The organism is Flavobacterium sp. N1994 (assembly GCF_025947145.1).
Lineage (GTDB): Bacteria > Bacteroidota > Bacteroidia > Flavobacteriales > Flavobacteriaceae > Flavobacterium.
Genome location: NZ_CP109999.1, coordinates 1,559,566 through 1,585,481 on the forward strand (window position 1 = coordinate 1,559,566; position 25,916 = coordinate 1,585,481).

18 protein-coding genes and 4 tRNA genes are annotated in these 25,916 nt (G+C 35.3%); all 22 read right to left on the minus strand.

The genetic code is table 11. From position 1 onward, the window contains the following. Positions 1-6: 6 nt before the first annotated feature. The 22 genes from OLM53_RS06985 to OLM53_RS07090 all read right to left on the minus strand — a co-directional run bounded on the left by OLM53_RS06985 (position 7) and on the right by OLM53_RS07090 (position 25,864). On the minus strand, positions 7-6,525 hold the full coding sequence (locus OLM53_RS06985) for a gliding motility-associated C-terminal domain-containing protein (RefSeq protein ID WP_264522316.1): 6,519 nt from the start codon (positions 6,523-6,525) through the stop codon (positions 7-9). A gap of 234 nt (positions 6,526-6,759) precedes the next feature. Beyond that, positions 6,760-7,068 (minus strand): DUF3467 domain-containing protein, encoded by a 309-nt coding sequence (locus tag OLM53_RS06990; protein ID WP_264522317.1) that lies wholly within the window; start codon positions 7,066-7,068, stop codon positions 6,760-6,762. Positions 7,069-7,071: 3 nt separating this feature from the next. Then, positions 7,072-11,385 carry a DNA-directed RNA polymerase subunit beta' gene (rpoC, locus tag OLM53_RS06995; RefSeq protein ID WP_264522318.1) on the minus strand — a complete coding sequence of 1,438 codons (4,314 nt, stop codon included), beginning with the start codon at positions 11,383-11,385 and terminating at the stop codon, positions 7,072-7,074. Between the two features lie 256 nt (positions 11,386-11,641). After that, on the minus strand, positions 11,642-15,454 hold the full coding sequence (gene rpoB / locus OLM53_RS07000; RefSeq protein ID WP_264522319.1) for a DNA-directed RNA polymerase subunit beta: 3,813 nt from the start codon (positions 15,452-15,454) through the stop codon (positions 11,642-11,644). A gap of 250 nt (positions 15,455-15,704) precedes the next feature. Then, complete coding sequence (gene rplL, locus OLM53_RS07005) at positions 15,705-16,079, minus strand: 50S ribosomal protein L7/L12 (RefSeq protein ID WP_264522320.1); 375 nt, start codon at positions 16,077-16,079, stop codon at positions 15,705-15,707. Positions 16,080-16,131: 52 nt separating this feature from the next. Next, a complete protein-coding gene (rplJ, locus tag OLM53_RS07010; RefSeq protein ID WP_264522321.1) occupies positions 16,132-16,632 on the minus strand; it encodes a 50S ribosomal protein L10 in 501 nt (166 codons plus the stop codon). A 23-nt stretch (positions 16,633-16,655) separates the two neighbouring features. Beyond that, positions 16,656-17,345 (minus strand): 50S ribosomal protein L1, encoded by a 690-nt coding sequence (gene rplA, locus OLM53_RS07015; RefSeq protein ID WP_264522322.1) that lies wholly within the window; start codon positions 17,343-17,345, stop codon positions 16,656-16,658. 8 nt (positions 17,346-17,353) lie between these two features. Further along, positions 17,354-17,794, minus strand: a complete 441-nt coding sequence (gene rplK / locus OLM53_RS07020) for a 50S ribosomal protein L11 (protein ID WP_264522323.1) — start codon at positions 17,792-17,794, stop codon at positions 17,354-17,356. A gap of 64 nt (positions 17,795-17,858) precedes the next feature. Further along, positions 17,859-18,410: a transcription termination/antitermination protein NusG gene (nusG, locus tag OLM53_RS07025; protein WP_264522324.1), complete on the minus strand. Its 552-nt coding sequence runs from the start codon at positions 18,408-18,410 to the stop codon at positions 17,859-17,861. A gap of 10 nt (positions 18,411-18,420) precedes the next feature. Next, positions 18,421-18,618, minus strand: coding sequence for a preprotein translocase subunit SecE (secE, locus tag OLM53_RS07030; protein WP_264522325.1), 198 nt, complete (start codon positions 18,616-18,618; stop codon positions 18,421-18,423). A 17-nt stretch (positions 18,619-18,635) separates the two neighbouring features. After that, positions 18,636-18,706 (minus strand) — tRNA-Trp (locus OLM53_RS07035). Between the two features lie 65 nt (positions 18,707-18,771). Continuing rightward, entirely contained in the window at positions 18,772-19,959 is a 1,188-nt protein-coding gene (tuf, locus tag OLM53_RS07040; protein ID WP_264522326.1) for an elongation factor Tu, read from the minus strand. A gap of 61 nt (positions 19,960-20,020) precedes the next feature. Further along, a tRNA-Thr gene (locus OLM53_RS07045) sits at positions 20,021-20,092 on the minus strand. Between the two features lie 181 nt (positions 20,093-20,273). Then, positions 20,274-20,354, minus strand: a tRNA-Tyr gene (locus OLM53_RS07050). A 26-nt stretch (positions 20,355-20,380) separates the two neighbouring features. Beyond that, positions 20,381-20,454, minus strand: a tRNA-Thr gene (locus OLM53_RS07055). Positions 20,455-20,545: 91 nt separating this feature from the next. Next, entirely contained in the window at positions 20,546-20,848 is a 303-nt protein-coding gene (gene hpf, locus OLM53_RS07060) for a ribosome hibernation-promoting factor, HPF/YfiA family (protein ID WP_264522327.1), read from the minus strand. Between the two features lie 35 nt (positions 20,849-20,883). Further along, entirely contained in the window at positions 20,884-21,777 is an 894-nt protein-coding gene (locus OLM53_RS07065; protein WP_264522328.1) for a tyrosine-type recombinase/integrase, read from the minus strand. Positions 21,778-21,849: 72 nt separating this feature from the next. Further along, positions 21,850-22,044 (minus strand): 30S ribosomal protein S21, encoded by a 195-nt coding sequence (rpsU, locus tag OLM53_RS07070; RefSeq protein WP_264522329.1) that lies wholly within the window; start codon positions 22,042-22,044, stop codon positions 21,850-21,852. Positions 22,045-22,263: 219 nt separating this feature from the next. Next, the gene (locus OLM53_RS07075) at positions 22,264-23,433 is read right to left on the minus strand and encodes an acyl-CoA dehydrogenase family protein (RefSeq protein WP_264522330.1); all 1,170 of its coding nucleotides are present in this window, start codon (positions 23,431-23,433) and stop codon (positions 22,264-22,266) included. A gap of 28 nt (positions 23,434-23,461) precedes the next feature. Then, on the minus strand, positions 23,462-24,340 hold the full coding sequence (locus OLM53_RS07080; RefSeq protein ID WP_264522331.1) for a ComEA family DNA-binding protein: 879 nt from the start codon (positions 24,338-24,340) through the stop codon (positions 23,462-23,464). Positions 24,341-24,344: 4 nt separating this feature from the next. Beyond that, the gene (locus OLM53_RS07085; protein WP_264522332.1) at positions 24,345-24,572 is read right to left on the minus strand and encodes a PspC domain-containing protein; all 228 of its coding nucleotides are present in this window, start codon (positions 24,570-24,572) and stop codon (positions 24,345-24,347) included. A 23-nt stretch (positions 24,573-24,595) separates the two neighbouring features. Next, positions 24,596-25,864 carry a DUF2851 family protein gene (locus tag OLM53_RS07090; protein WP_264522431.1) on the minus strand — a complete coding sequence of 423 codons (1,269 nt, stop codon included), beginning with the start codon at positions 25,862-25,864 and terminating at the stop codon, positions 24,596-24,598. Positions 25,865-25,916: the final 52 nt, after the last annotated feature.

Sequence of the window (25,916 nt, forward strand, 5' to 3'; positions counted from 1 at the left end):
AATGTGTTATTGAGCTCTATTGATATAAATCCATCCCGTTTTGGTCTCGCCATTATTTCTGTCTATTACATAATAATACGTACCATCTGGAAGTTCATCACCATTGTCAGATTTACCACCCCATTCGTTTGTATAATTGCTTTTTGAATATACTTTCATGCCATATCTATTGAAAATTTGCAAATATTTTACCCCTAGATTTGATAATTCAAAAACATCATTTAATCCATCATTATTAACAGAAATCCCTTTTTGTATAGAACAAAAATCATTGGTAACAACAAATTGAGCATTATTATCGCAATTAAGTGAGTTAGTTGCAACTGCTGTATAAGTACCTTCATTTGTAATGACAATTGAGTTTCCTTGACCAATGATTACATTATTATAAAACCATTGAACTGAATTAATATTTTGATTTTGTTGAACGATATTCAAAACATAATTTATCCCGTCACATCCACCTGAGATTGTAAATTGAGGTTTTTCATTAATTGTAACCACAAATGTGGCAACTGTAGCACATTGTCCTGCATCTGGTGTAAAAGTGTAAGTTCCATCATTGGCATTATCAACTACACTAGGTGACCATGTTCCTGTGATAGCGTTTCCTGAAGTGTTTGGTAAAGCTGGCACTACCCCTCCAGAACAAATACTCGATGTAGTTCCAAAACTAAAAGTTGGTGTCGTCTGAGGAGTTATAGTTACCACAAATGAAGCAACTGAAGCACATTGTCCTGCATTAGGTGTAAAAGTATAAGTTCCGTTATTGGTATTATCAACAACACTTGGTGACCAAGTTCCTGTGATAGCATTGTTTGAAGTATTTGGTAATGTTGGCACAACTCCTCCTGAACAAATAATCGAAGTTGTTCCAAAACTAAATGTTGGTGTCGTCTGAGGAGTTATGGAAACTGCAAATGTTGCAACTGTAGCACATTGACCTGCATCAGGTGTAAAAGTATAAGTTCCGTTATTGGTATTATCAACAACACTAGGTGACCAAGTTCCTGTGATAGCATTATCCGAAGTGTTTGGTAATGTTGGCACTACTCCTCCTGAACATATACCTATACTTGTTCCAAAACTAAATGTTGGAGTTGTTTGTGGAGTAACAGTTACAGTAAGTATTGAATTGGTAGCACATTGCGAACCATTTTCAACAAATGAAATATCATCTAAAGAAAAGTCATTACCATTGGCAACAAAAATTCTATCAAAGATCTCAATTTGAGCTGTAGTATTTGTACCAGAATTCCATGTGTAAGTATATTGTACGGTTTGACAATTAGTATTTGGGGCTGATGATGTTCCTATAGAAACACCATTAATTTTAACGTCAATTAAGGCTTGATTGGGAGTAGCAATTGTTTGCAACCAATAGCTAAAAGTATAAGTTCTGTTAGGAAGTACAGTTACTGTTTGTCCCCAAACTTTATCAGTTCCTCCATTAGATGTTGAGCCGTCAATTACCATCATATTTCCTCCAGAAGGCGCATTACTTAAACAAGGCTGAAAAAATTGAAACCATGAATTGGCAGCAGATACAATTCCGTACGCTTTTTGTACTCCATTTAGGCCTGCATTCGCGAGGTACTGATAATCGCTGCTGAAGTTCGAATTTCCTTGAGAAAAATCACCGTTTACAATTAAATTAGGAGAAGACGAACTAGATGAATTTGGAGTAAAAGTATAGATTCCGTCGTTGTTATTATCAACAACAGAAGGCGACCATGTTCCTGTGATAGCATTATTAGAAATAGTTGGTAAAGTTGGTACAATTCCACCTGTACAAATATTCAATGCAGTTCCAAAACTAAAAGTTGGTATTGTTTGAGGAGTTACTATAACGGTAAATGTGGCAACTGTAGCACATTGTCCAGCATCAGGAGTAAAAGTGTAAGTTCCGGTATTGGCATTATCAACTACACTAGGTGACCAAGTTCCTGTGATCGCATTATCTGAAGTGTTTGGTAATGTTGGCACTGCGCTACCCGAACAAGTGCTCAATGTACTTCCAAAACTAAATATCGGTGTTGTTTGAGGAGTTACTGTAACGACAAATGTTGCAACTGTAGCACATTGTCCTGCATCTGGGGTAAAAGTGTAAGTTCCGTTATTAGCATTATCAACAACACTAGGTGACCAAGTTCCTGTGATAGCATTGTCTGAAGTGTTTGACAAAGTTGGCACTAAACCTCCAGAACATACACCTAAACTATTTCCAAAACTAAAAGTTGGTGTTGTTTGAGGTGTTATGTTAACTGTAAATGTGGCAACTGTAGCACATTGTCCGGCATCCGGAGTAAAAGTGTAAGTTCCGTTATTGGCATTATCAACTACGCTAGGTGACCAAGTTCCTGTGATAGCATTGCCCGAAGGGTTTGGTAAAGTTGGCACTAAACCTCCAGAACATACTCCTAAACTAGTTCCAAAACTAAAAGTTGGTGTTGTTTGAGGTGTTATGTTAACTGTAAATGTGGCAACTGTAGCACATTGTCCGGCATCCGGAGTAAAAGTGTAAGTTCCGTTATTGGCATTATCAACTACATTAGGCGACCAAGTTCCTGTGATAGCATTACCTGAAGTGTTTGGTAAAGTTGGCACTAAACCTCCTGAGCAAATACCTAAACTGTTTCCAAAACTAAAAGTTGGTGTTGTTTGAGGTGTTATGTTAACTGTAAATGTGGCAACTGTAGCACATTGTCCGGCATCCGGTGTAAAAGTATAAGTTCCATTATTAGCATTATCAACTACACTAGGCGACCAAGTTCCTGTAATCGCATTTGCTGAAGTATTTGGCAATGTTGGCACTACGCCTCCTGAACAAGTATTTAAAGTTGTTCCAAAACTAAAAGTTGGTGTATTTTGAGGAATTATATTAACAGTATATGTTGTGACTAGAGCACATTGTCCGGCATCCGGAGTAAAAGTGTAAGTTCCACCATTTGTATTATCAACAACACTAGGCGACCAAGTTCCTGTAATTGCATTTGCTGAAGTATTTGGTAATGTTGGCACTACGCCTCCTGAACAAATATTTGAAATTGTTCCAAAACTAAAAGTTGGTGTTACATTTGGAATGTTATCGTTTACAGTTACACAGAATTGTTGGTTACAATTAGTATCCAAGTCAGTTACAGTAACACAATAATTCCCAGCACATAAATTAGTGGCTGTTGGAGTAGTTTGAGCTTGAGGGTCATTCCATAAATAACTATAATTTCCTGAGCCTTGAGTAATGATTACTGTTGCATTTCCATTACAAGTAGCCGTTGGAGCTGTATCGCAAATACCATTATTACAATTAACTAAATTAATACTTCCAGGAATATCTCTTTGCCAAGAACCACCATCAGGTATTCTACTAAACGTATTTCCTGTTGATCCTAATCCTAGAATTGTGGTTTGTCCAACATAATTAATTAATGCTGGATTTAATTGATAGATAGCTTTGGCAGATAACAATGTCAAACTACTAGTATTACAAGAACCAACCGATGAAGGAATACATGGTGCGTCATCTAAATCATCATCTGTTGTTATTTTAGAACTTTCATTGGCTCCAACTGTCCAATAGATAGCATCCACTGGAGTTCCATTAGCATCATTTAAGGCAACCCAACCATCTCCATTGGCCATTACAAATTGATTGATAGAACAATAATTTGAAGTTAAAGTTGTATTGTAATCAATATTGGCAAGATTTGAAGAGGAAGTAGAAGTACCTATAACATAATGTGATTTAGGCGCTAAAGTAGTCCCTGATGGTAAAATAATAGTACCTCCTCTAGAAAGAGCGCTTCCTGGATTGGAATTTGGCCTAGCTGCTGTAGCTATTGTATAACATGATAAATCTACTGGAGAACATGTCGGATTGTAAAGCTCAACATATTCAGTCCCATTAGCAACTAGCCCTTGAGCTGTGGTTGGAAAATGCATCACTTCATTAATTACAACATGTGTCCCCGAAGGAGAACAGCCAGAAGAACTTGCATTACAAACCGTGTTTGGATTTGAATTGATTGCTCCGGTAATTTCAGGATTAATCACAACCGTTAAATTGCTGGTAATAGCACATTGTCCAGCATCTGGTGTAAATGTATAGTTTGTCGTTGCAGTATTATTTATAGCTGGTAACCAACTTCCTGTAATCCCATTATTTGAAGTTGTTGGAAATACCGTAGCTGGCACAGTAGCTCCATAGCAAAAAGGATTTGGTGTACTAAAAACAGGAGTGAAAATTGGATTTTGAAGCGTCACACTAGAAGGTAATGTGGTTGTACAACTATTGATAACAAAACTAAAATTAGAATAAGTACCAATACCTAAATTTGAAATTAGAATTTCTCCATTATTATTTGAAGTAAAATTATTTGGCCCAATTGAGGTTGAATTAAATTGGTAACTAACCGCATAAACATCATTAGCTCTAAGGCCTGAAATAGTAATACTTCCCTCTGTGCCGTTACAAGTTGTTGGATTAGTATTGCTTACTGTTGGTACTGCTATGATAGTAAAATTAGCTTTATAGTTTGTCCCACCGTTATTTAAAATGATAGTATCACGACATAAACTAGTAGAATTAAAATCGCCTGTTACATCATAGTAAACTTCTAATGTATAATCTCCAGGTGCGAGAGTAGTTAAATCTACAGGAGCATCACATCCAGATTGAGAAACACATTGCCATTTTTGCTGACCAGCAACACAAGGTCCACCTCCATTTATAAATTCACTTATACCAGTATTACAATCACTATAAAAAGCTAAGTTTCTTGGAGCAAAAGCACCACCTGATGCAGAGTTTAAATAATACCTGTAGTACATTTTGGCTCCACAAACATTAGTATTGCCATTTCTATAAGTCTTTACTTCCCCTCCTCTTAAAATTAAAGTCGAAGAGTTTGTTATATGAACTCCAAAATCTTTGATGAAGGTATTGCCAGGTTCTTGATTAATCAAATCAGCTCCTCCTCCAGTTGTATTATAAAATTTACCATCACCAGGAGTAGTACAATCATCCATCCAAACAGCGGTGGCATAAGGTCCAAAATCACAATTATTAACCGTAATGGATAGTGAAGTAGTTGAAGCACACTGACCGGCATTAGGGGTAAAAGTATAAGTTGTTGTAGTTGTGTTATTCAAAGCAGGGCTCCAAGTTCCAAGAATTCCATTATTTGAAGTTGTAGGAAGAGGGTTTAATGTTGAGCCTATGCAAACTGGACTTGGAGTATTAAAAGAAGGAACTATATTAGGAGATATAACCACGTCTATAGACTTAGTATCGGTACATCCATTATTGTCTGTGATAGCAACAGTATAGGTCCCAGAGGCCAAAGATGTCACATTGTTTAAAGTTGGATTTTGACTACTACTTGTAAAACCATTTGGACCTGTCCAAGACCAACTTGTTCCATCATTACAAGTTAGATTTAATGTTCCATTTTGACAAACTGGGCTATTGCTACCTAATGTAGCATTAAGGGCACAATTAGAACAATCAAATGATGTTCCTGTAGTCTCTATATAAAAAGGAGAAACAGACGCTCCTGATCCATCAACAATGAAATAGTAATACTTTCCTATGGTTAAACCACTTAAATTGAGCTGATTGTTTTTTGTCGAGCCATTTGTATATTGTGGGCTACTATAAGTATCATTAATGCTTAATGTTGGACAACCTCCAGTTAAAACTAAATTATCTCCAGGAGTGCATGGATTATTATCTGCTCCTGCATCAACCGCTAAAATTTGTAAATTCCCAGATATAGCAGATATTGTAACTTTTACTGAAGTTTGAGCAGCTCTAAATTTAAACCAAGCCGAATTGTTTTGTGCCGCATTCCAGCTACATGAAGGTGTATTCGGATTGTACATGTCACCTGATTGATTTGTAAATCCATTGTTAGACGCTACAATAATTTCAGCGGTACCTAAACAATAAGGAGTAGAACAATTATCATAACTAGTAAGTGTAGTGTAATCTTGAACGGTGAACGGTGTTTTGAATACCAAGTCTACATTGTTAAATCGACCTCCCGTTGCAGAGGAAGTTTCTGTTATTGTTACAGTCCAAACTCCATTTGGGTCAATCCCATTAAATGCTGTTAAATCATCTTGTGAACGATAATAGCCAACGCTAAAAGGTTCAGCAGTTCCACCGTGTTCAAATAGTCTTTTTAAATATGTATTGTATCTAAATTTGGTATTGATTTGTTTAACAGTAGAATTTGGCAAACCTCCATTTGCAACTAATTCTATACTTGTAGTTCCTTTGGTTAATGTTATTCTATACAAATTATAATTTCTGGTATTAGCATCATCACCCATATGAAGATTAACTTGTACTAATTCAAAAATTCCTGCATTCAAATTTGACAAACCAGAAACAGTTACCGTTTTTGTTAATGTTCCATTCCAAGAACCCGCAGCAGAAATAGTTGAATTTGAAAAAACTTGTGAGAAACCATTTAAACAACTTAACAAGAGGACTAATGAAATAAAAATATTTTTTTTCATAATTAATTTAGTTTATAAAAAATGAACCGCTAATATATTAAAGAATACCCATTACATTTGATTACAAAATAAAATTAAATGTTTTTTTTTCAAAATTTAGATTAATAAAAATATAACTGTTAAAAAATAAAAAGCCTAAAATGCGTTAATCATAATGAGAACGCAGTTTATTCATAAAAAACAAAAAACCTCTTCATCGCTGAAGAGGTTTTTTTATGAATAGATGTTAAAAAATTATGCTTGACCTGCAGGACCAAAGTTCAAAGGAATCTGTGGTTGTTCGGTATCTTTAATTTCACCATTAACTTGTTCAAATCGATGAATATTTTCTCCCAATGCTTTAAGGAATCTCTTAGCATGTTGTGGAGTCAATACAATTCTCGACTTAACCTTAGCCTTAGGCACGCCTGGCATAATGGTTACAAAATCGACAACAAATTCTGAAGCAGAATGATTAATGATAGCTAAGTTAGAATAAATCCCTTCAGCTGTTTTCTCATCCAATTCAATATTGATTTGGCCTTGTTGATTGATATCACTCATAACTTAGTAGATATATTCTTCTTTACTAGCCATGATCTCATTATAGTCTTCTTTCGAACCTACAATAGTATGATCATAATCTCTCATACCAGTACCTGCAGGAATTCTATGTCCAACGATAACATTTTCTTTAAGACCTTCTAATGTATCTACTTTACCAGCAACAGCTGCCTCATTCAATACTTTTGTAGTCTCTTGGAACGATGCCGCAGAGATGAATGATTTCGTTTGTAACGATGCTCTTGTAATACCTTGTAATACCGGAGTAGCAGTAGCCGTAATAACATCACGAGCCACAACTTGGTTTTTATCATTACGTTTCAATAACGAATTTTCATCACGCAATTCACGTGGAGAAACAATCTGACCTGGTTTCAATACTTCAGAATCACCTGCATCCTCTACCACTTTCATTCCGTACAATTTATCATTCTCTACCAAGAAATCAGCAGTGTGAATCAATTGTTCTTCAAGGAATAAAGTATCTCCTGGATCTTGCACCTGAACTTTACGCATCATCTGACGAATAACTACTTCAAAGTGTTTGTCATTGATTTTTACCCCTTGTAAACGGTATACCTCTTGAATTTCATTTACCAAGTACTGTTGAACAGCAGATGGTCCTTGAATTCTTAAAATATCTTCTGGAGTAATAGCACCATCAGATAAAGGAACCCCAGCTTTCACGAAGTCATTTTCTTGAACCAAGATTTGACTAGATAATTTCACTAGGTATTTCTTAATCTCACCAAATTTAGATTCGATGATAATCTCACGGTTACCTCTTTTAATTTTTCCAAAAGAAACTACACCATCAATCTCAGAAACTACCGCAGGGTTTGAAGGATTACGAGCTTCTAACAACTCGGTAATTCTTGGCAATCCTCCTGTAATATCCCCAGCTTTAGAAGAACGACGAGGAATCTTAACAAGGATTTTACCTGCTTTAATTTTCTCTCCATCTTCTACCATAAGGTGAGCTCCAACTGGTAAGTTATAAGAACGGATTAATTCTCCGTCTTTACCATATACCAATAAGGTTGGGATTAATTTTTTATTTCTTCCTTCCGAAATTACTTTTTCTTGGAAACCAGTTTGCTCATCAATCTCCACTTGGAACGATTGTCCTTGTTCTAAATCTTCGTAAGCAATTTTTCCAGTAAACTCAGAAACGATAACTCCATTATAAGGATCCCATTTACAGATAACAGCACCTTTTTCCACAACATCACCATCTTTCACACTGATAACTGAACCATAAGGAATGTTATGCGTGCTCAATAAGATACCTGTTTTACTATCAATTAATTTCAACTCTGTCGAACGAGAAACTACGATATCTACTTTGTTACCATCAGCATCTTCACCAACAACTGTTTTCAAATCTTCAATTTCAAGTCTTCCACCAAATCTAGCTACAATTGTAGATTCTTCAGAAACACCACCCGCAACTCCACCAACGTGGAACGTACGTAATGTCAACTGTGTACCTGGCTCTCCAATAGACTGTGCAGCAATTACTCCAACAGCTTCTCCTTTTTGAGTCATTTTTCCAGTAGCTAAGTTTCTTCCGTAACATTTAGCACAAATACCTTTTTTAGCTTCACAAGTTAATGGAGAACGAACATCAACTCTTTCAAGTGGAGATTCTTCAATAGCTTTCATGATAGCTTCAGTAATTTGCTCACCTGAGTGAACTAATATTTCATTATTCAACGGATTGATAACATCTTGCAATGCCACACGTCCTAAGATTCTTTCTCCTAAAGTCTCAACGATTTCTTCGTTTTTCTTCAAGGCAGAAACTTCAATTCCTCTTAACGTACCACAATCTACAGAGTTTACAATTACGTCTTGAGAAACGTCATGTAATCTACGAGTTAAGTATCCAGCATCCGCTGTTTTAAGAGCCGTATCCGCAAGACCTTTACGCGCACCGTGAGTAGAGATAAAGTATTCCAAAATCGAAAGACCTTCCTTAAAGTTAGAAAGAATCGGATTCTCAATAATCTCTCCACCACCAGCAGTCGATTTTTTAGGCTTAGCCATCAAACCACGCATACCAGTTAACTGACGAATTTGTTCTTTAGAACCCCTCGCTCCAGAGTCAAGCATCATATACACTGAGTTAAACCCTTGTTGGTCTTCTCTAATGTTTTTCATAGCCAATTCTGTAAGTAAGGCATTCGTTGAAGTCCATACATCAATAACTTGGTTGTAACGTTCGTTATTAGTAATAAGACCCATGTTATAGTTTACCGAAATAGTGTCAACTTGTTCTCTTGCATCAGCAATCAATTCGCCTTTTCTTTCCGGAATAATAATATCTCCTAATGAGAAAGACAATCCACCTTTGAAAGCGAATTTGTATCCCATATCCTTCATGTTATCAAGGAAAGCAGCCGTTGTAGGAACATCAGTTACCGAAAGGATTTTTCCAATAATATCACGTAATGATTTTTTAGTCAATACCTCATTGATATAACCAGCTGCAGCAGGTACTACTTCATTAAATAAAACTCTACCCGCAGTAGTTTGAATGATTTTATAAACTAATTCTCCGTTCTCATTAAAGTCTTTAGCTCTAATTTTAACACGAGCATTTAATTCTACTCTTCCTTCATTTAAAGCGATATTACACTCTTCAGCAGAATAGAAAGTTAAACCTTCTCCTAAAATTTTCATTTCTGGAGTAGACAATCTTTCTTTAGTCATATAATATAGACCCAATACCATGTCCTGAGAAGGTACCGTAATAGGTGCTCCATTAGCAGGGTTCAAGATATTGTGAGAAGCTAACATCAATAGTTGACATTCTAATATAGCTTCAGGTCCAAGTGGCAAGTGAACCGCCATCTGGTCACCATCAAAATCCGCGTTAAACGCCGTACATACTAATGGGTGCAATTGGATTGCTTTTCCTTCAATAAGTTTAGGTTGGAACGCTTGGATTCCTAATCTGTGCAAAGTAGGAGCACGGTTAAGCATTACAGGATGTCCTTTGATTACATTTTCAAGGATATCCCAAACTACTGGCTCTTTCTTGTCGATTATTTTCTTAGCCGATTTAACGGTTTTAACAATTCCTCTTTCGATTAATTTACGAATAACGAATGGTTTGTATAGTTCGGCAGCCATATCTTTTGGCAAACCACATTCAAACAATTTCATTTCTGGCCCAACAACAATTACCGAACGAGCAGAATAATCCACACGTTTTCCTAATAAGTTTTGACGGAAACGACCTTGTTTTCCTTTCAAGGAATCCGAAAGTGATTTCAATGGTCTGTTAGATTCTGTTTTAACAGCAGAAGCTTTTCTAGTATTATCGAATAACGAGTCAACAGATTCCTGCAACATACGTTTTTCATTTCTCAAAATCACTTCAGGAGCTTTAATCTCCATTAATCTTTTTAAACGATTGTTACGGATGATAACTCTTCTGTATAAATCATTTAAATCGGATGTTGCAAAACGACCTCCATCAAGCGGCACTAACGGACGCAATTCTGGCGGAATAACAGGAACTACTTTCATAATCATCCACTCAGGACGATTTTCTCTGTTTTTGTTTGAATCACGGAAGGATTCCACAACTTGCAGTCTTTTTAAAGCTTCTGTTTTTCTTTGTTTTGATGTTTCATTATTAGCAGCATGACGCAATTCGTATGACAAAGCATTCAAATCGGTTCTAGCTAATAAATCCATAATACACTCCGCTCCCATTTTGGCAACGAATTTATTAGGATCGAAATCATCAAGATATTGGTTTTCTTGTGGCAAGGAATCAAGAATATTCAAATATTCTTCTTCTGTTAAGAAGTCCAAACGGTGTAATGATTCACCTTCAGCATTCACAGCAATACCCGCTTGAATTACTACGTATCTCTCGTAGTAAATAATCATATCTAATTTCTTAGATGGTAAACCAAGGATGTAACCAATTTTGTTTGGTAAAGAACGGAAGTACCAAATGTGAGCAATAGGCACCACCAAGTTAATGTGTCCTACTCTATCACGACGTACTTTCTTCTCCGTAACTTCAACTCCACAACGGTCACACACAATTCCTTTATAACGGATTCTTTTGTATTTACCACAAGCACATTCAAAATCTTTTACTGGACCGAAAATTCGCTCGCAGAAAAGACCATCACGTTCTGGTTTGTGAGTTCTATAATTGATTGTTTCAGGTTTCAGAACCTCGCCTCTTGACTCAGCCAAGATAGATTCTGGAGATGCTAAACCAATTGAAATTCTATCAAATCTCTTAATGGTGTTTTTGCTGTCTCGACTATTATTTCTATTATTCATCATAGTTTTTACTATTGATTTATTTGCAATTAAATTGAATTTAGATTTATGATTTTCCTCTCAAAAAAAAGAGTATTTCATTCAGCTACTACCTCGAATTACTTCTCTAAACCTCAAGCCTCTTTCATCCTGAAGTGCTAATTATAAAAACCTAAAGGTTCAATAAAAAATCGGAACGGTTTACGGGTATAAATCTTTAAAAACTTAGTATAATAAGTATTCAGTCTCAAATAATATGAGACTGAATACTGCATTCTTTTTATTCTTCTAATCTGATGTCTAATCCAAGACCTTTCAATTCATGCATCAATACATTGAATGATTCTGGTAATCCTGGCTCTGGCATTGACTCTCCCTTAACGATAGCTTCGTAAGTTTTAGCTCTACCAATAACGTCATCCGATTTAACAGTCAAAATTTCTCTAAGCGTACTTGATGCTCCATAAGCTTCAAGTGCCCAAACCTCCATTTCTCCAAAACGCTGACCTCCAAATTGAGCTTTACCACCCAATGGTTGTTGTGTAATAAGAGAGTATGGACCAATAGAACGTGCGTGCATTTTATCATCAACCATATGTCCAAGTTTCAACATATAGATAACTCCAACAGTTGCTGGTTGATGGAAACGCTCTCCAGTTCCACCATCATACAAATAAGTATGACCAAAACGTGGAATGCCTGCTTCATCAGTAAATTCATTGATTTGATCTAAAGTTGCTCCGTCAAAAATTGGTGTAGCAAATTTTCTACCCAAGTTCATTCCAGCCCAACCTAAAACCGTTTCATAAATCTGTCCGATGTTCATACGAGAAGGTACACCCAATGGATTCAATACGATATCAACTGGAGTTCCGTCTTCTAAGAATGGCATGTCTTCATGACGAACGATACGGGCCACAATACCTTTGTTTCCGTGACGTCCCGCCATTTTATCTCCCACTTTCAGTTTACGTTTCTTAGCGATATAAACTTTAGCCAGTTTCAAGATACCAGCAGGTAATTCATCTCCAACAGTGATAGTGAATTTCTCTCTTCTTAAAGCACCTTGTAAATCATTTAATTTGATTTTGTAGTTGTGAATTAAGTCATTTACTAAATTGTTTGACTCGTCATCAGCAACCCATTGTCCTTTGGTTAAGTGAGCGAAATCTTCTACGGCGTGTAGCATTTTTTGGGTGTATTTTTTACCTTTTGGTAAAACTTCTTCACCCAAATCATTCATTACACCTTGAGATGTTTTTCCGTTTACAATAGTGAAAAGTTTCTCTACTAATTTCTCTTTTAAATCGACAAATTTGGTTTCGAATTCCATTTCTAAAGCCGTCAAATCGTCTTTATCTTTGGTTCTTTTCTTTTTATCTTTTACCGCTCTTGCGAATAATTTTTTATCTAAAACCACACCGTGTAATGATGGAGAAGCTTTTAATGAAGCATCTTTTACATCACCAGCTTTGTCCCCGAAGATGGCACGAAGCAATTTCTCTTCTGGAGTAGGATCTGATTCTCCTTTTGGTGTAATTTTTCCGATTAGAATGTCGCCAGGTTTTACTTCGGCACCAATTCTAATCATTCCATTTTCATCTAAATCTTTTGTTGCTTCTTCAGAAACGTTAGGAATGTCATTAGTCAACTCTTCGTTACCTAATTTAGTATCTCTAACTTCCAAAGAATAATCATCAACGTGGATAGAAGTGAAAATATCATCACGAACCACTTTTTCAGAAATCACAATCGCATCCTCGAAGTTATACCCTTTCCAAGGCATAAAAGCAACTTTAAGGTTTCTACCTAAAGCTAACTCTCCGTTTTGCGTTGCATATCCTTCACAAAGTACTTGTCCCAATTTCACTCTGTCCCCTTTTCTTACGATAGGTTTCAAGTTGATAGACGTACTTTGATTCGTTTTTCTAAATTTGATTAATTGGTATGTTTTTTCATCTGGGTCAAAACTTACCATTCTTTCGGCTTCCGTTCTGTCGTATTTGATGGTAATCATGTTAGCATCAACATATTCAACAGTTCCATCTCCTTCAGCATTAATCAATACTCTTGAATCAGAAGCTACTTGTTGCTCTAAACCAGTTCCAACGATTGGTGCTTCAGGACGTAACAATGGTACAGCCTGACGCATCATGTTGGATCCCATCAACGCACGGTTCGCATCATCATGTTCCAAGAAAGGAATTAACGAAGCTGAAATCGAGGCAATTTGATTAGGCGCAACATCTGTGAAATGAACTTGATTAGGATCAACTACTGGGAAATCACCTTCTTCACGGGCAATAACTTTATCAGCAGTAATTTTCCCTTTAGCATCCATTTCAATGTTTGCTTGAGCAATCATTTTTCCTTCTTCTTCTTCAGCGCTTAAGTAAATTGGTTCAGAAGTTAAATCAACCACACCATTAGTTACTTTACGATAAGGCGTTTCGATGAATCCCATTCCGTTTACTTTAGCATAAACACCAAGTGACGAAATCAATCCAATATTTGGTCCCTCAGGAGTTTCAATTGGGCAAAGTCTTCCGTAGTGCGTATAGTGAACGTCACGTACCTCAAATCCTGCTCTTTCTCTTGAAAGTCCACCTGGTCCTAATGCTGATAATCTTCTTTTGTGCGTAATCTCAGCTAATGGATTCGTTTGATCCATAAATTGAGACAACTGGTTAGTACCAAAGAAAGAGTTGATAACCGATGATAATGTTTTGGCATTAATCAAATCAATTGGTGTAAACACCTCGTTATCTCTAACGTTCATTCTCTCACGAATAGTACGAGCCATACGCGCTAAACCAACACCGAATTGTTGAGACAATTGTTCACCAACTGTTCTAACACGACGGTTTGATAAGTGATCGATATCATCAATATCCGCTTTCGCGTTTATTAATTCAATCAAATATTTTACGATGGTAATGATATCTTCTTTAGTAAGCACTTGCTTTTCCATTGGGATATCCAAACCAAGCTTTTTGTTCATTCTGTAACGACCTACTTCACCTAAGTTGTAACGTTGGTCAGAGAAGAACAATTTATCTATAATACCACGAGCCGTTTCTTCATCAGGCGGTTCTGCATTACGCAATTGTCTGTAAATATGCTCAACGGCTTCTTTTTCAGAATTGGTTGGATCTTTTTGTAACGTGTTGTGGATGATAGCATAATCACCTTGATTAGCATCTTCTTTATGTAACAAAATAGATTTAACGTTAGAATCAATGATTTCTTCCACATTATCTTTGTCGATAATGGTATCTCTATCAAGGATAATCTCGTTACGTTCGATAGAAACTACCTCGCCAGTATCCTCATCCACGAAATCTTCGTGCCAAGTATTCAATACTCTCGCAGCTAATTTTCTACCAATATATTTTTTAAGACCTGTTTTAGATACTTTAATTTCTTCAGCAAGGTCGAAGATCTCAAGAATGTCCTTATCTCTTTCGAAACCGATAGCACGGAATAAAGTAGTTACAGGTAATTTTTTCTTTCTATCGATATAAGCATACATAACGCTGTTGATATCGGTAGCAAATTCAATCCATGATCCTTTGAAAGGAATAACTCTGGCAGAGTATAACTTAGTACCATTAGCATGGAAAGACTGACCAAAGAAAACGCCAGGGGAACGGTGCAATTGAGAAACTACTACACGCTCAGCACCATTGATTACGAAAGTACCGCTTGGTGTCATGTAAGGAATAGTTCCTAAATAAACATCCTGAACGATAGTTTCAAAATCCTCGTGCTCTGGATCAGTACAATAAAGTTTTAGACGTGCTTTCAAAGGCACGCTATATGTTAAACCTCTTTCGATACACTCTTGAATAGTATAACGAGGTGGGTCAACAAAATAATCTAAGAATTCCAATACAAATTGGTTTCTTGTATCAGTAATTGGAAAGTTTTCCATGAAGGTGTTGTACAACCCTTCGTTGCCTCTCTCGTCTGATTTCGTTTCCAATTGGAAGAAATCTTGAAAAGATTTTACCTGAACATCAAGAAAATCCGGATATTGAGGTATGTTTTTAGTAGAGGCGAAATTCAATCTTTCAGTCTGATTTGTTATCATCAATGATCAAAATTTTGATTAAAAAAAAGTAATTTTTTGTGTAGAAACACTAAGTAATCCATACTTTCTTTTTTGTAACCGATACATCTTTAAAAATAAACCAAGTTCGCTCATTTTCTTTCTTCGTTATCGATCAAAAAATTTTCGTACTAACAATAAAACTGGATATAATTTTATTATACGAAAAATGGTTTAGGCCCTTGGACGCATTTGTCCAAGGCCTAAACCTAGTTCTAAAACTGGTGTTGGATTATTTTAACTCAACAACAGCTCCAGCTTCTTCTAAAGATTTTTTCAAACCTTCAGCTTCAGCTTTAGTAACTCCTTCTTTGATGTTAGATGGTGCACCGTCAACTAAATCTTTAGCTTCTTTCAAGCCAAGACCAGTTAATTCTTTAACCGCTTTTACAACAGCTAATTTAGAAGCACCAGCTTCTTTAAGTACTACAGTGAATTCTGTTTGCTCTTCAGCAGCTTCACCACCACCAGCACCACCAGCAGCAACTACAACAGCTGCAGCAGCTGGTTCGATACCATACTCATCTTTTAATATTGTAGCTAAATCATTAACTTCTTTTACTGTTAAGTTAACTAATTGTTCTGCGAATTGTTTCAAATCTGCCATTTTTTCTATCGTTTAAAATGTTCTTTAATTATTATTTTTTAGTGTGCTCTAATTATTCTGCTGCTTCACCTTTTTGCTCTGCATTGTTTAACAATGCTGCAATAACACGTTTAGCAGGAGATTGAAGTAATCCAATGATTTCTCCAATAACTTCTTCTTTTGATTTCAATGAAGCTAAACTGTCTAAAAGGTTATCTCCGATGTAAATTTCACCGTTGATATAAGCTCCTTTAAAAGCTGGTTTGTCAGATTTTTTTCTGAAATCTTTAATGATTTTTGCAGGTGAGTTAGCAATATCTGAAATAAAAATGGAAGAGTTTCCTTTTAACACAGATGATAAATCACCATAATCATTTGCCGAAGCTTCCATTGCTTTTTCAAGCAAAGTATTTTTAACTACTTCTAATTTGATTCCTGCTTTAAAACAAGCTCTTCTTAAATTTGAAGTTGTTTCAGCATCTAATCCAGAAGTGTCAGCAATATAAACTATATTACTATCCGCCAACTTTGCAGTTAAATCTTCTATCGCGATTGATTTTTCTTCTCTTGTCATAATAAAATTTGTTTAACTACCAATTATACTGCTTTAGGATCTAAAGCAATAGCAGGACTCATAGTACTTGACAAGTGAATAGACTTGATGTAAGTACCTTTAGCTGCAGTTGGTTTTAATTTAAGTAATGTTTGAATAATTTCGTGAGCGTTATCTACAAGTTTATCAGCTTCGAAAGAGATTCTTCCGATGCCTGCATGTACGATACCTGTTTTATCAACTTTAAAGTCGATTTTACCAGCTTTTACCTCTGCAACAGCTTTACCAATTTCCATGGTTACCGTTCCAGTTTTAGGGTTTGGCATTAAACCTCTTGGGCCTAATACACGTCCTAATGGACCTAATTTACCCATGATAGCAGGCATAGTGATGATAACATCAACATCCGTCCAACCATCTTTAATTTTTTGAAGGTAATCATCCAATCCTACATAGTCAGCACCAGCAGCTTTCGCTTCTGCTTCTTTATCTGGAGTAACTAAAGCTAATACTTTAGTATCTTTTCCAGTTCCATGAGGAAGGGTTACAACACCTCTTACCATTTGATTTGCTTTTCTTGGATCTACTCCTAAACGAACAGCAATGTCAACAGACTCGTCAAATTTTGCTGAAGCAACAACTTTCAATAAAGACGAAGCGTCTTTTAAAGAATACAGTTTGTTTTTTTCAATTTTTGAAGCAGCCTCTTTTTGTTTTTTTGTCAATTTTGCCATTTCTTACCTTATTTTAGAGGAGAATCCCCAGTTACAGTTATACCCATAGATCTAGCTGTTCCAGCAATCATGCTCATAGCAGATTCAATTGTGAAAGCATTTAAATCAACCATCTTGTCTTCAGCGATTCCTTTAATTTGATCCCAAGTTACGTTAGCAACTTTTTTTCTGTTAGGCTCGCCTGAACCAGATTTCAATTTAGCAGCATCCAATAATTGAATTGCAGCAGGTGGAGTTTTTACAACAAAATCGAACGATTTGTCTTTGTACACGGTAATTTGTACCGGTAACACTTTGCCAGGTTGATCTTGTGTTCTAGCATTAAATTGCTTACAGAACTCCATGATGTTAACACCAGCAGCTCCCAGAGCAGGTCCAACCGGTGGCGATGGGTTCGCAGCACCTCCCTTAACTTGTAGTTTAACTACTTTACTAATCTCTTTAGCCATTGTTTTTAAAAAATTGCATCAGTCTGTGGAAGCAGACGTTTGCGGTTTATAATAGTGTAACAAATTATACTTTTTCAACTTGCATAAAGCCTAACTCTAATGGAGTTTTTCTTCCGAAAATTTTAACCATTACTTCTAGCTTACGCTTTTCGTCATTTATTTTTTCAATAGTTCCGTTGAAACCGTTGAAAGGACCATCCACTACTTTTATTGTTTCACCAATATTGAATGGAATATTTTGAGTATCTGTATTTACAGCTAACTCATCTACTTTACCTAGCATTCGGTTTACCTCAGACATACGCAAAGGCACAGGATCACCCCCTTTAACTTCACCTAAGAACCCAATAACTCCAGTAATCGATTTAATAATATGTGGTATCTCACCAACCAAATTAGCTTCAATCATAACATAACCAGGAAAATAAACTTTATCCTTAGCTATCTTTTTCCCATCTCTAACTTGAACCACTTTTTCCGTTGGCACAAGCACTTGAGAGATATAATCCGACATTCCTAATCTATTGATTTCAGTTTCGATGTAAGCTTTGACTTTGTTTTCCTGTCCGCTTACAGCTCTAACCACATACCATTTCTTCACATTATTATCTGCCATTTGAAAAAAATTATGATTTCAACCAATTAAAAAAACCAGCGATTGATTTAGCAAAAAGCTCATCAACTCCCCATGTCAACAAAGCAAAAACTACTGAAAATACAGCCACAATAATTGTGAAACGTTGTACTTCAGCCCATTCTGGCCATGTAACATTTGTTTTTAACTCTTCAAATGCTTCTGATATATAATTAACAATTTTTGTCATTGTACTATTATTTTTTGCACGGGCGGAGGGATTCGAACCCCCATCAACGGTTTTGGAGACCGCTATTCTACCCTTGAACTACGCCCGTTGATTATTATTAAAAAACAGCAGAGCGCCAAAATGGCTCTCTGCTGGATTTCTATTTTAGTTAAATTACTCTACGATTTCAGTAACTTGACCTGCACCAACTGTTCTACCACCTTCACGGATAGCGAAACGTAAACCTACGTTCATTGCAATTGGGCTTAATAAAGCTACATCAATAGTTAAGTTGTCACCTGGCATTACCATCTCTACACCTGCTGGTAAAGAAATAACTCCTGTTACGTCAGTTGTACGAACGTAAAACTGTGGACGGTAGTTATTATGGAATGGCGTGTGACGACCACCTTCTTCTTTTTTCAAGATATAAACCTCAGCTTTAAATTTAGCATGTGGTTTTACTGAACCTGGTTTAATGATAACCATACCTCTTTTGATATCAGCTTTGTCGATACCTCTTAAAAGTAATCCAACGTTATCTCCAGCTTCACCTCTGTCAAGGATTTTACGGAACATTTCAACCCCTGTGATTGTAGAAGTTAATTTGTCAGCTCCCATACCAATAATCTCAACAGGATCTCCAGTATTAGCAACTCCAGTTTCGATACGTCCTGTAGCAACAGTTCCACGACCTGTAATTGTAAATACGTCTTCAACTGGCATCAAGAATGGCTTAGCAACGTCACGTACTGGCTCTTCGATCCAGTTGTCAACAGCTTCCATCAATTCAATGATTTTTGGTACCCAAGCAGGATCGTTATTCAATCCACCTAAAGCAGAACCTTGAACTACAGGACCATTATCTCCATCATAATCATAGAAAGATAATAAATCTCTAATCTCCATTTCTACTAATTCTAATAACTCAGCATCGTCAACCATATCCACTTTATTCATGAATACAACGATTCTTGGAATACCTACTTGACGTCCTAAAAGGATGTGCTCACGTGTTTGTGGCATTGGTCCGTCAGTAGCAGCTACAACTAAGATAGCACCGTCCATTTGAGCAGCACCAGTAACCATGTTCTTAACGTAATCCGCGTGACCTGGACAGTCAACGTGTGCGTAGTGACGGTTAGCAGTTTCATACTCAACGTGAGAAGTGTTGATAGTAATACCTCTTTCTTTTTCTTCTGGAGCGTTATCAATTTGATCAAATGATTTCGCTTGACAGTAACCTGCATCAGACAATACTTTTGTGATTGCTGCAGTTAAAGTTGTTTTTCCGTGGTCAACGTGCCCAATTGTTCCAATGTTTAAGTGGGGCTTGTTACGGTTAAAATTTTCTTTTGCCATTTTAATTAATTTTAAACTTAGTTATATATATTTATTAGTGTTCAATTTTCAATTTAATTTGAGCCAACTACGGGAATTGAACCCGTGACCTCTTCCTTACCAAGGAAGCACTCTACCCCTGAGCTAAGTCGGCTTGTGCCTAGTCCAGAAGTTAGATTTTAGAATTCAGAAAAACCAAATTCTTATTTCTAAATTCCAATCTTTGGATTACCAACCTTAGGATGATGATCCTGATAAGACGTTGCCTTATCTAAGGTTTTTAAAATTTATTTTCTCTAAAGCAAGCTTTCAGAAAAAACCTTTTAAAAATCTTGTGGGGAGAGCAGGATTCGAACCTGCGAAGTTCACACAGCAGATTTACAGTCTGCCCTCGTTGGCCGCTTGAGTATCTCCCCAACTTCTTTTATTTATGCCTAAATTGAGCCGGCGGAGGGACTCGAACCCACGACCTGCTGATTACAAATCAGCTGCTCTAGCCAACTGAGCTACGCTGGCAATATCAATAAAAAAAGTCCGCTATTTCTAACGGACTGCAAATGTATGGATTTTATCTTTTAATCAAAACATTTTTAGAAAAATTTTTACCTTATATATGTGTTCTGATTTTTTCCTTTCTTTTTAACAATAATCTTTCTAAAGATTCTGCTGATAACTCTACTGCTTCCTCAAATGTTTTACACTGTTTTTTTACCATAAAGTCATCTCCAGGAACATGAATTTTAACCTCTACGATTTTATTTTCTTTTTCACTTGTCTTTTCTACCTTCAAAAAAACATCCGACGAGACAACTTTATCATAAAATTTTTCAAGTTTTCCTAATCGTTCATTGATAAAATCAACCAGTTTTTTATCGACAGCGAAATTTACTGCATTAACATTTATCTTCATAATCAAATTTTTATTGGTTAAACATTTGAGAATCATTATTTATTCCTAGGATGAGCATTGTTGTATACTTTTTGAAGTTCTGCTAAACTGTTATGAGTATATACTTGTGTAGAAGCTAAACTAGAATGTCCTAATAATTCTTTAACTGAATTTATATCTGCCCCGTTATTTAGTAGGTGAGTTGCAAATGTATGTCTTAATATATGCGGACTCTTTTTAACCTTCTCTGAGACATTACTAAAGTAATAATTTATTAGACGATAAACAAACGAATTATTCAATTTAACGCCTTTTAACAGCAGAAAAAAATAGCCCGAATCCGTAATGCTTTGTAGCTGTGCTCTTTCGGATAAATAATCTCTAACTTGATTTTCTACAATAGGCAAAATCGGAATTATTCTTTCTTTGTTTCTTTTACCTAAAACTTTTATGGTATGACTTGACAAATCAACATCTTGCAACTTTAGGTTGATTAGTTCTTCTCTTCTAATTCCTGTTGTATAAAACAAATCAACAATTAATTTATCTCGAATACCATCAAAATCATTACTGTACTTTATTTGATTTAAAACCAAATCGAGTTCTTTTTCAGAAAAGGGAATTTGAATTTTTTTTGGTGATTTTAAAGCTTTGTGTTTTAGCAAGGGACTAGAATCAATTTGCTTGGTTTTTAGTAAAAATTTATAAAATGATTTTAGGGAAGATATTTTTCTGTTAATGGATGAATTAGAAATCCCATCATCTGAAAGTGAGACAATCCAAGAACGGATTTGATTATAATTTACAGCAATCAAATTATCATCATCATAAGCATTGGACAAGAACGATTCGAAAAAACCTACATCATTAATATAAGCAGCAACAGTATGCAAAGAATAATTTTTCTCTAAGAGTAAATAATCTTTAAATCTATTTTTAAAATTTTCCATGAAAAAACCGTTAGCATCAAAGTTATGAAACTTTAAGTACTAACGGTTAGTATATTTTTAGAAAATTAACGACTAACTTTCTAATCCGTCTCGCATGTTTTGAATGTAAGCCGCTTTTTGAACTTGGGCTCTTCTAACAACTGAAGGTTTAATGAAAGCCTGACGTGAACGTAACTGACGAACAGTTCCTGTTTTATCAAATTTTCTTTTATAGCGCTTTAATGCTCTATCGATATTTTCTCCGTCTTTAATTGGTATAATTAACATAATATAGACACCTCCTCTCGTTAAGGGTGCAAAGGTAACAGAAAAAAGAAGAAAGAAACAAGAAGAAAGAGAAAAAATTTAATTTATTGTTGGGCGTTCCACTTTGGGTCGTGCTTTCCGCAGTACAAGGTACTCCCTCCAATCGCTAACGCAAACAAAATAGACCAAGTCACATTTTCTGCAAGTTAATCTATTCTTTATTCCTTTATTATCGCAATGCTACTTTACTGCTGGCTGATAGTTTTGCTTGTCAATTATCATTTTAGATAAAATCTCTCTAAGAATTTCTGAAGTTCCACCACCTATAGGCCCTAATCTACTATCTCTAAATAAACGAGCTAATGGATATTCTTCCATATAACCATAACCTCCTAACATTTGCAAGCAGCTATAAATAGCTTCATCTGCCACTTTAGTAGATTTTAACTTAGCCATAGTAGCTTCTTTTACTACATATTCTCCTTTATCTAATCTAGCTACAGCCGCATAATTAAATATTTTGCAATGCTCCACTTCTGTAGCATGATCCACCATAGTATGTCTTAGTGCTTGAAACTTGTTTATCGTTTTTCCAAATGCTTCTCGATGCGACATATACTCTATTGTATAATCGATGGCATATTCAGCACGTGCGTGTGCGTTGATAGCCATTATCAAACGCTCTAATGCAAAATGTTGCATAATATAAGGGAATCCTTTTCCTTCTTCGCCCATTAAATTTTCCTCTGGAACTTCAACATTATCAAAAGAAATTTCAGCTGTATCAGAAGCTCTCCATCCTAATTTATCTAATTTGGTTGCATTGATTCCTTTTTGATTGGCATAAATCAAAAAAATACTAATTCCCTTATTCCCAAGTTCTGGATTTGTTTTAGCAGCTACTACATAATAATCGGCATAAACACCATTCGTAATGAATGTTTTTGAACCATTAATAATATATTTATTTCCATTTTTTACAGCAGTTGTTCGCATGCCCGCTACATCACTCCCACCAAAAGGTTCTGTAATACACATAGCGCCTATTTTATCTCCAGCAATACTTGCTGCTAAATACTCTTGTTTTATTCTTTCATCGCCTTCGGCATTTAAATGCGTCATAGCCAAATAAGCGTGTGCCCACATAGCAGCGGCAAAACCAGAAGATTTTATTTTTTGGAGTTCTTCCAAAAATATCACTGTATAAAACAAATCTAGATTTAATCCACCGTAAGCCTCAGGATAAGCAATCCCAAAGAAACCCATTTCGCCAAATTTCTTCCAAATAAAGCGTTCTATTGTACCTGTCTTTTCCCATTTCTCAATATGTGGCACTACTTCAATTCGCAAAAAATCTTTAAAACTTTCTCTAAATAGTTCGTGTTCTTCGGTGAAGTAAAATGAATTCATATAACTAAGCGATTTTTTATCTTATTTTTTAGAATTCCAAATATAAGGCAATTATTTTTATCTTTTCAACAGGGAATCCTTTAATTTTTGACAAATCCTCAATTTTTATATCGCCGTTCATCGTTCTGTAAACCACAATATCTTTTGCTAATGGGTATCTAAAAAAAGGAAAGTTGGCTAACTCTTTGACCGAAGCATTATTAATATTTATTTTATTGAGAGTAACTGATGATTGAATGGCAAAAGAAGCTTTCAGTTTTTGAATGACTTCAGGTGATAATCCCCAAATGTCATCCATTTGTTCCATCGAAACAAAAGACCCTAATCTAAGTTTTTGTTCTAAAATCCGGTCTGATATTTTATCACCTATCCCATAAACTTTCATCAAATCTTCCTTAGTGGCTTTATTAATATCAAGAACGGCAATCTTTATAGGCTTTACAAATGTATTTTTTTCAAAAGCTGATTGTGTATTTTTTTTATTGGTTACCCAAACTGGAAATTTAAAATAAGGAGAAATTGCTTTTAATAAAGAATCCGACACTTTAGTAACCGCTTGAAACTCTGACACCGAATTCACATATTTATTTTGCTTTCTATAAGCTAGCAATCTATCGATTTCTGCCACAGACATACCAAGCTGGTATCCTTTAAAATCAGTAATGAAATTGGGATTGAATGGATAAATAGTTCTTTTAAAGTTATTACTTTGAGATTTAACACTATCAATATCTTTTTGAAATGCCAACCAATGCTGATCAGAATGATTATTCTGTTTGTTTCCAAAATCATAAAAAAAGGAAAACCCTTGGAGCGAAATTATCAATCCAAAAAGCAACATAATTCCGATTCGTTGACTTTTCGAATATTTTAAAACAGATTTTATGACTGAATTAGAAATTTCCAAATTTTTACAAATCAAAAACAGAGGTTCGTTTTCCTCGGATTAAATCTTTTAATCGAATCCAAAAAGCTAAAGTCAAGTAAACTCCAAACCATAAACCCGCCGTTACAAAAGTGATATAAATAAAAAACAGGCGAACATTAGAAGCACGCATTCCAAGCTTATCTGCTAAGCGGGAAGAAACGTGGAAACCATGTTTTTCAAAAAAATATTTCAGTTGGATAACGGGTGACATTTTATTTGATTTAAAGTATAAAATTAAGGCTTTAAAAGTTCAATTCCTATAGCACACTGCAAACATTTACTATGAGAACAATATTCATTTTTTAATTGCAACAATGACTGAGTTTCAAAAGCATTCCTTGTTGTAATTCCGTAACTAGAAAATTTTTCAATACTAGCATTTTGCTCTGGTTTTATAGATTGCATCATTTCCAAAATAGTTTCTGAAATTTCTTTGCCTTGACTTTTAGCATAAGCAAATTGAAAAGGAATTATAGTATTAATAAGTAATAAATCAATAAATGATTTTGAAAAAGGCTTTTTCTTTTTGGGACTCTCTTTATCAAATTGATAATGAGTTTCCCAATACTTAGAAACAGAAACGTCAAATAACTTATACATTTCTTCAAGTTTTTTTACAGCTATTATTTTCGAAAACAAATTTTGATGACTGTGATATAGCATCGCTAATTGCGCTAAGCGGATGGTTGGGAAATTATCTGGTCGGTGTTTGAAAAATTGAAGTGGTTCTATAATTGTCTTTTTGAGTTGATGCTTTTGAGAAATATAATCAAATCTTTTCTTTAAATCTTTGGCATACCTATCTTCGTGATAATCCAACAACAAATCTGTTATACCATAAAACAAAGCTTCTAAATTTTCTACATCAAAACATTCTTTTCTTATGACACCAAAAGGAATAGCTTTTGCCATTTTTAAAAACGAGTCTCCATTAGTGTTCAATCCAAAATTTTTAGCCAACATACAAAACAAAACAGCTTCCCAATGATTCTCATTTGAGGATAAAAGCTGTTCTATCGAAATTGATTTTCTTTCTAATCTTTCAAAGTACAATCGCTCTTTCCAATTTTGCCAAACAAAATCATCTATAGTTGCGATTTGGTTTTCACAATAAATCCAAGACTTGGGAGAAATCAGGGAAAGATAGTGAGTCAAAACCTCTTTAGAAATAAAGTTCTTAAGTTCCAAAACAGGAATTTCCGTATTGTCTCTTCTAAAAACAGGCGTGTTGTGTTCCCAAACCACATGAAGAATTACATTGTCATAATGGGAATCTTTTTCATGATGATGCAAATACCAATCTGAAGATTTTATGTGAATTTCAACATTACCTGCCCATTTTTGCTTTCCAATGGTGATTTGGGCATTAAAAAAATCAGGACCAGCTTGTTGCAAATAACGACCAACACTTGCTATAGTCAACAAATCTCCAGACGCAGTTGTTAGGTTTGAAAAGTCAAACTTCTTATATTGCCATACGTAATGAAGAAAATCTTCTTTCACATTCCTAATTTTCATCTAAAGTAAGAAAATTACTTTTATATTCAAATTTTTT

What these genes read in the sequence shown, in the direction of transcription:
- OLM53_RS06985 (WP_264522316.1), bottom strand. Translation starts at nt 6,525, where the DNA reads ATGAAAAAAAATATTTTTATTTCATTAGTCCTCTTGTTAAGTTGTTTA.
- OLM53_RS06990 (WP_264522317.1), bottom strand. Translation starts at nt 7,068, where the DNA reads ATGAGTGATATCAATCAACAAGGCCAAATCAATATTGAATTGGATGAG.
- rpoC (WP_264522318.1), bottom strand. Translation starts at nt 11,385, where the DNA reads ATGATGAATAATAGAAATAATAGTCGAGACAGCAAAAACACCATTAAG.
- rpoB (WP_264522319.1), bottom strand. Translation starts at nt 15,454, where the DNA reads ATGATAACAAATCAGACTGAAAGATTGAATTTCGCCTCTACTAAAAAC.
- rplL (WP_264522320.1), bottom strand. Translation starts at nt 16,079, where the DNA reads ATGGCAGATTTGAAACAATTCGCAGAACAATTAGTTAACTTAACAGTA.
- rplJ (WP_264522321.1), bottom strand. Translation starts at nt 16,632, where the DNA reads ATGACAAGAGAAGAAAAATCAATCGCGATAGAAGATTTAACTGCAAAG.
- rplA (WP_264522322.1), bottom strand. Translation starts at nt 17,345, where the DNA reads ATGGCAAAATTGACAAAAAAACAAAAAGAGGCTGCTTCAAAAATTGAA.
- rplK (WP_264522323.1), bottom strand. Translation starts at nt 17,794, where the DNA reads ATGGCTAAAGAGATTAGTAAAGTAGTTAAACTACAAGTTAAGGGAGGT.
- nusG (WP_264522324.1), bottom strand. Translation starts at nt 18,410, where the DNA reads ATGGCAGATAATAATGTGAAGAAATGGTATGTGGTTAGAGCTGTAAGC.
- secE (WP_264522325.1), bottom strand. Translation starts at nt 18,618, where the DNA reads ATGACAAAAATTGTTAATTATATATCAGAAGCATTTGAAGAGTTAAAA.
- tuf (WP_264522326.1), bottom strand. Translation starts at nt 19,959, where the DNA reads ATGGCAAAAGAAAATTTTAACCGTAACAAGCCCCACTTAAACATTGGA.
- hpf (WP_264522327.1), bottom strand. Translation starts at nt 20,848, where the DNA reads ATGAAGATAAATGTTAATGCAGTAAATTTCGCTGTCGATAAAAAACTG.
- OLM53_RS07065 (WP_264522328.1), bottom strand. Translation starts at nt 21,777, where the DNA reads ATGGAAAATTTTAAAAATAGATTTAAAGATTATTTACTCTTAGAGAAA.
- rpsU (WP_264522329.1), bottom strand. Translation starts at nt 22,044, where the DNA reads ATGTTAATTATACCAATTAAAGACGGAGAAAATATCGATAGAGCATTA.
- OLM53_RS07075 (WP_264522330.1), bottom strand. Translation starts at nt 23,433, where the DNA reads ATGAATTCATTTTACTTCACCGAAGAACACGAACTATTTAGAGAAAGT.
- OLM53_RS07085 (WP_264522332.1), bottom strand. Translation starts at nt 24,572, where the DNA reads ATGTCACCCGTTATCCAACTGAAATATTTTTTTGAAAAACATGGTTTC.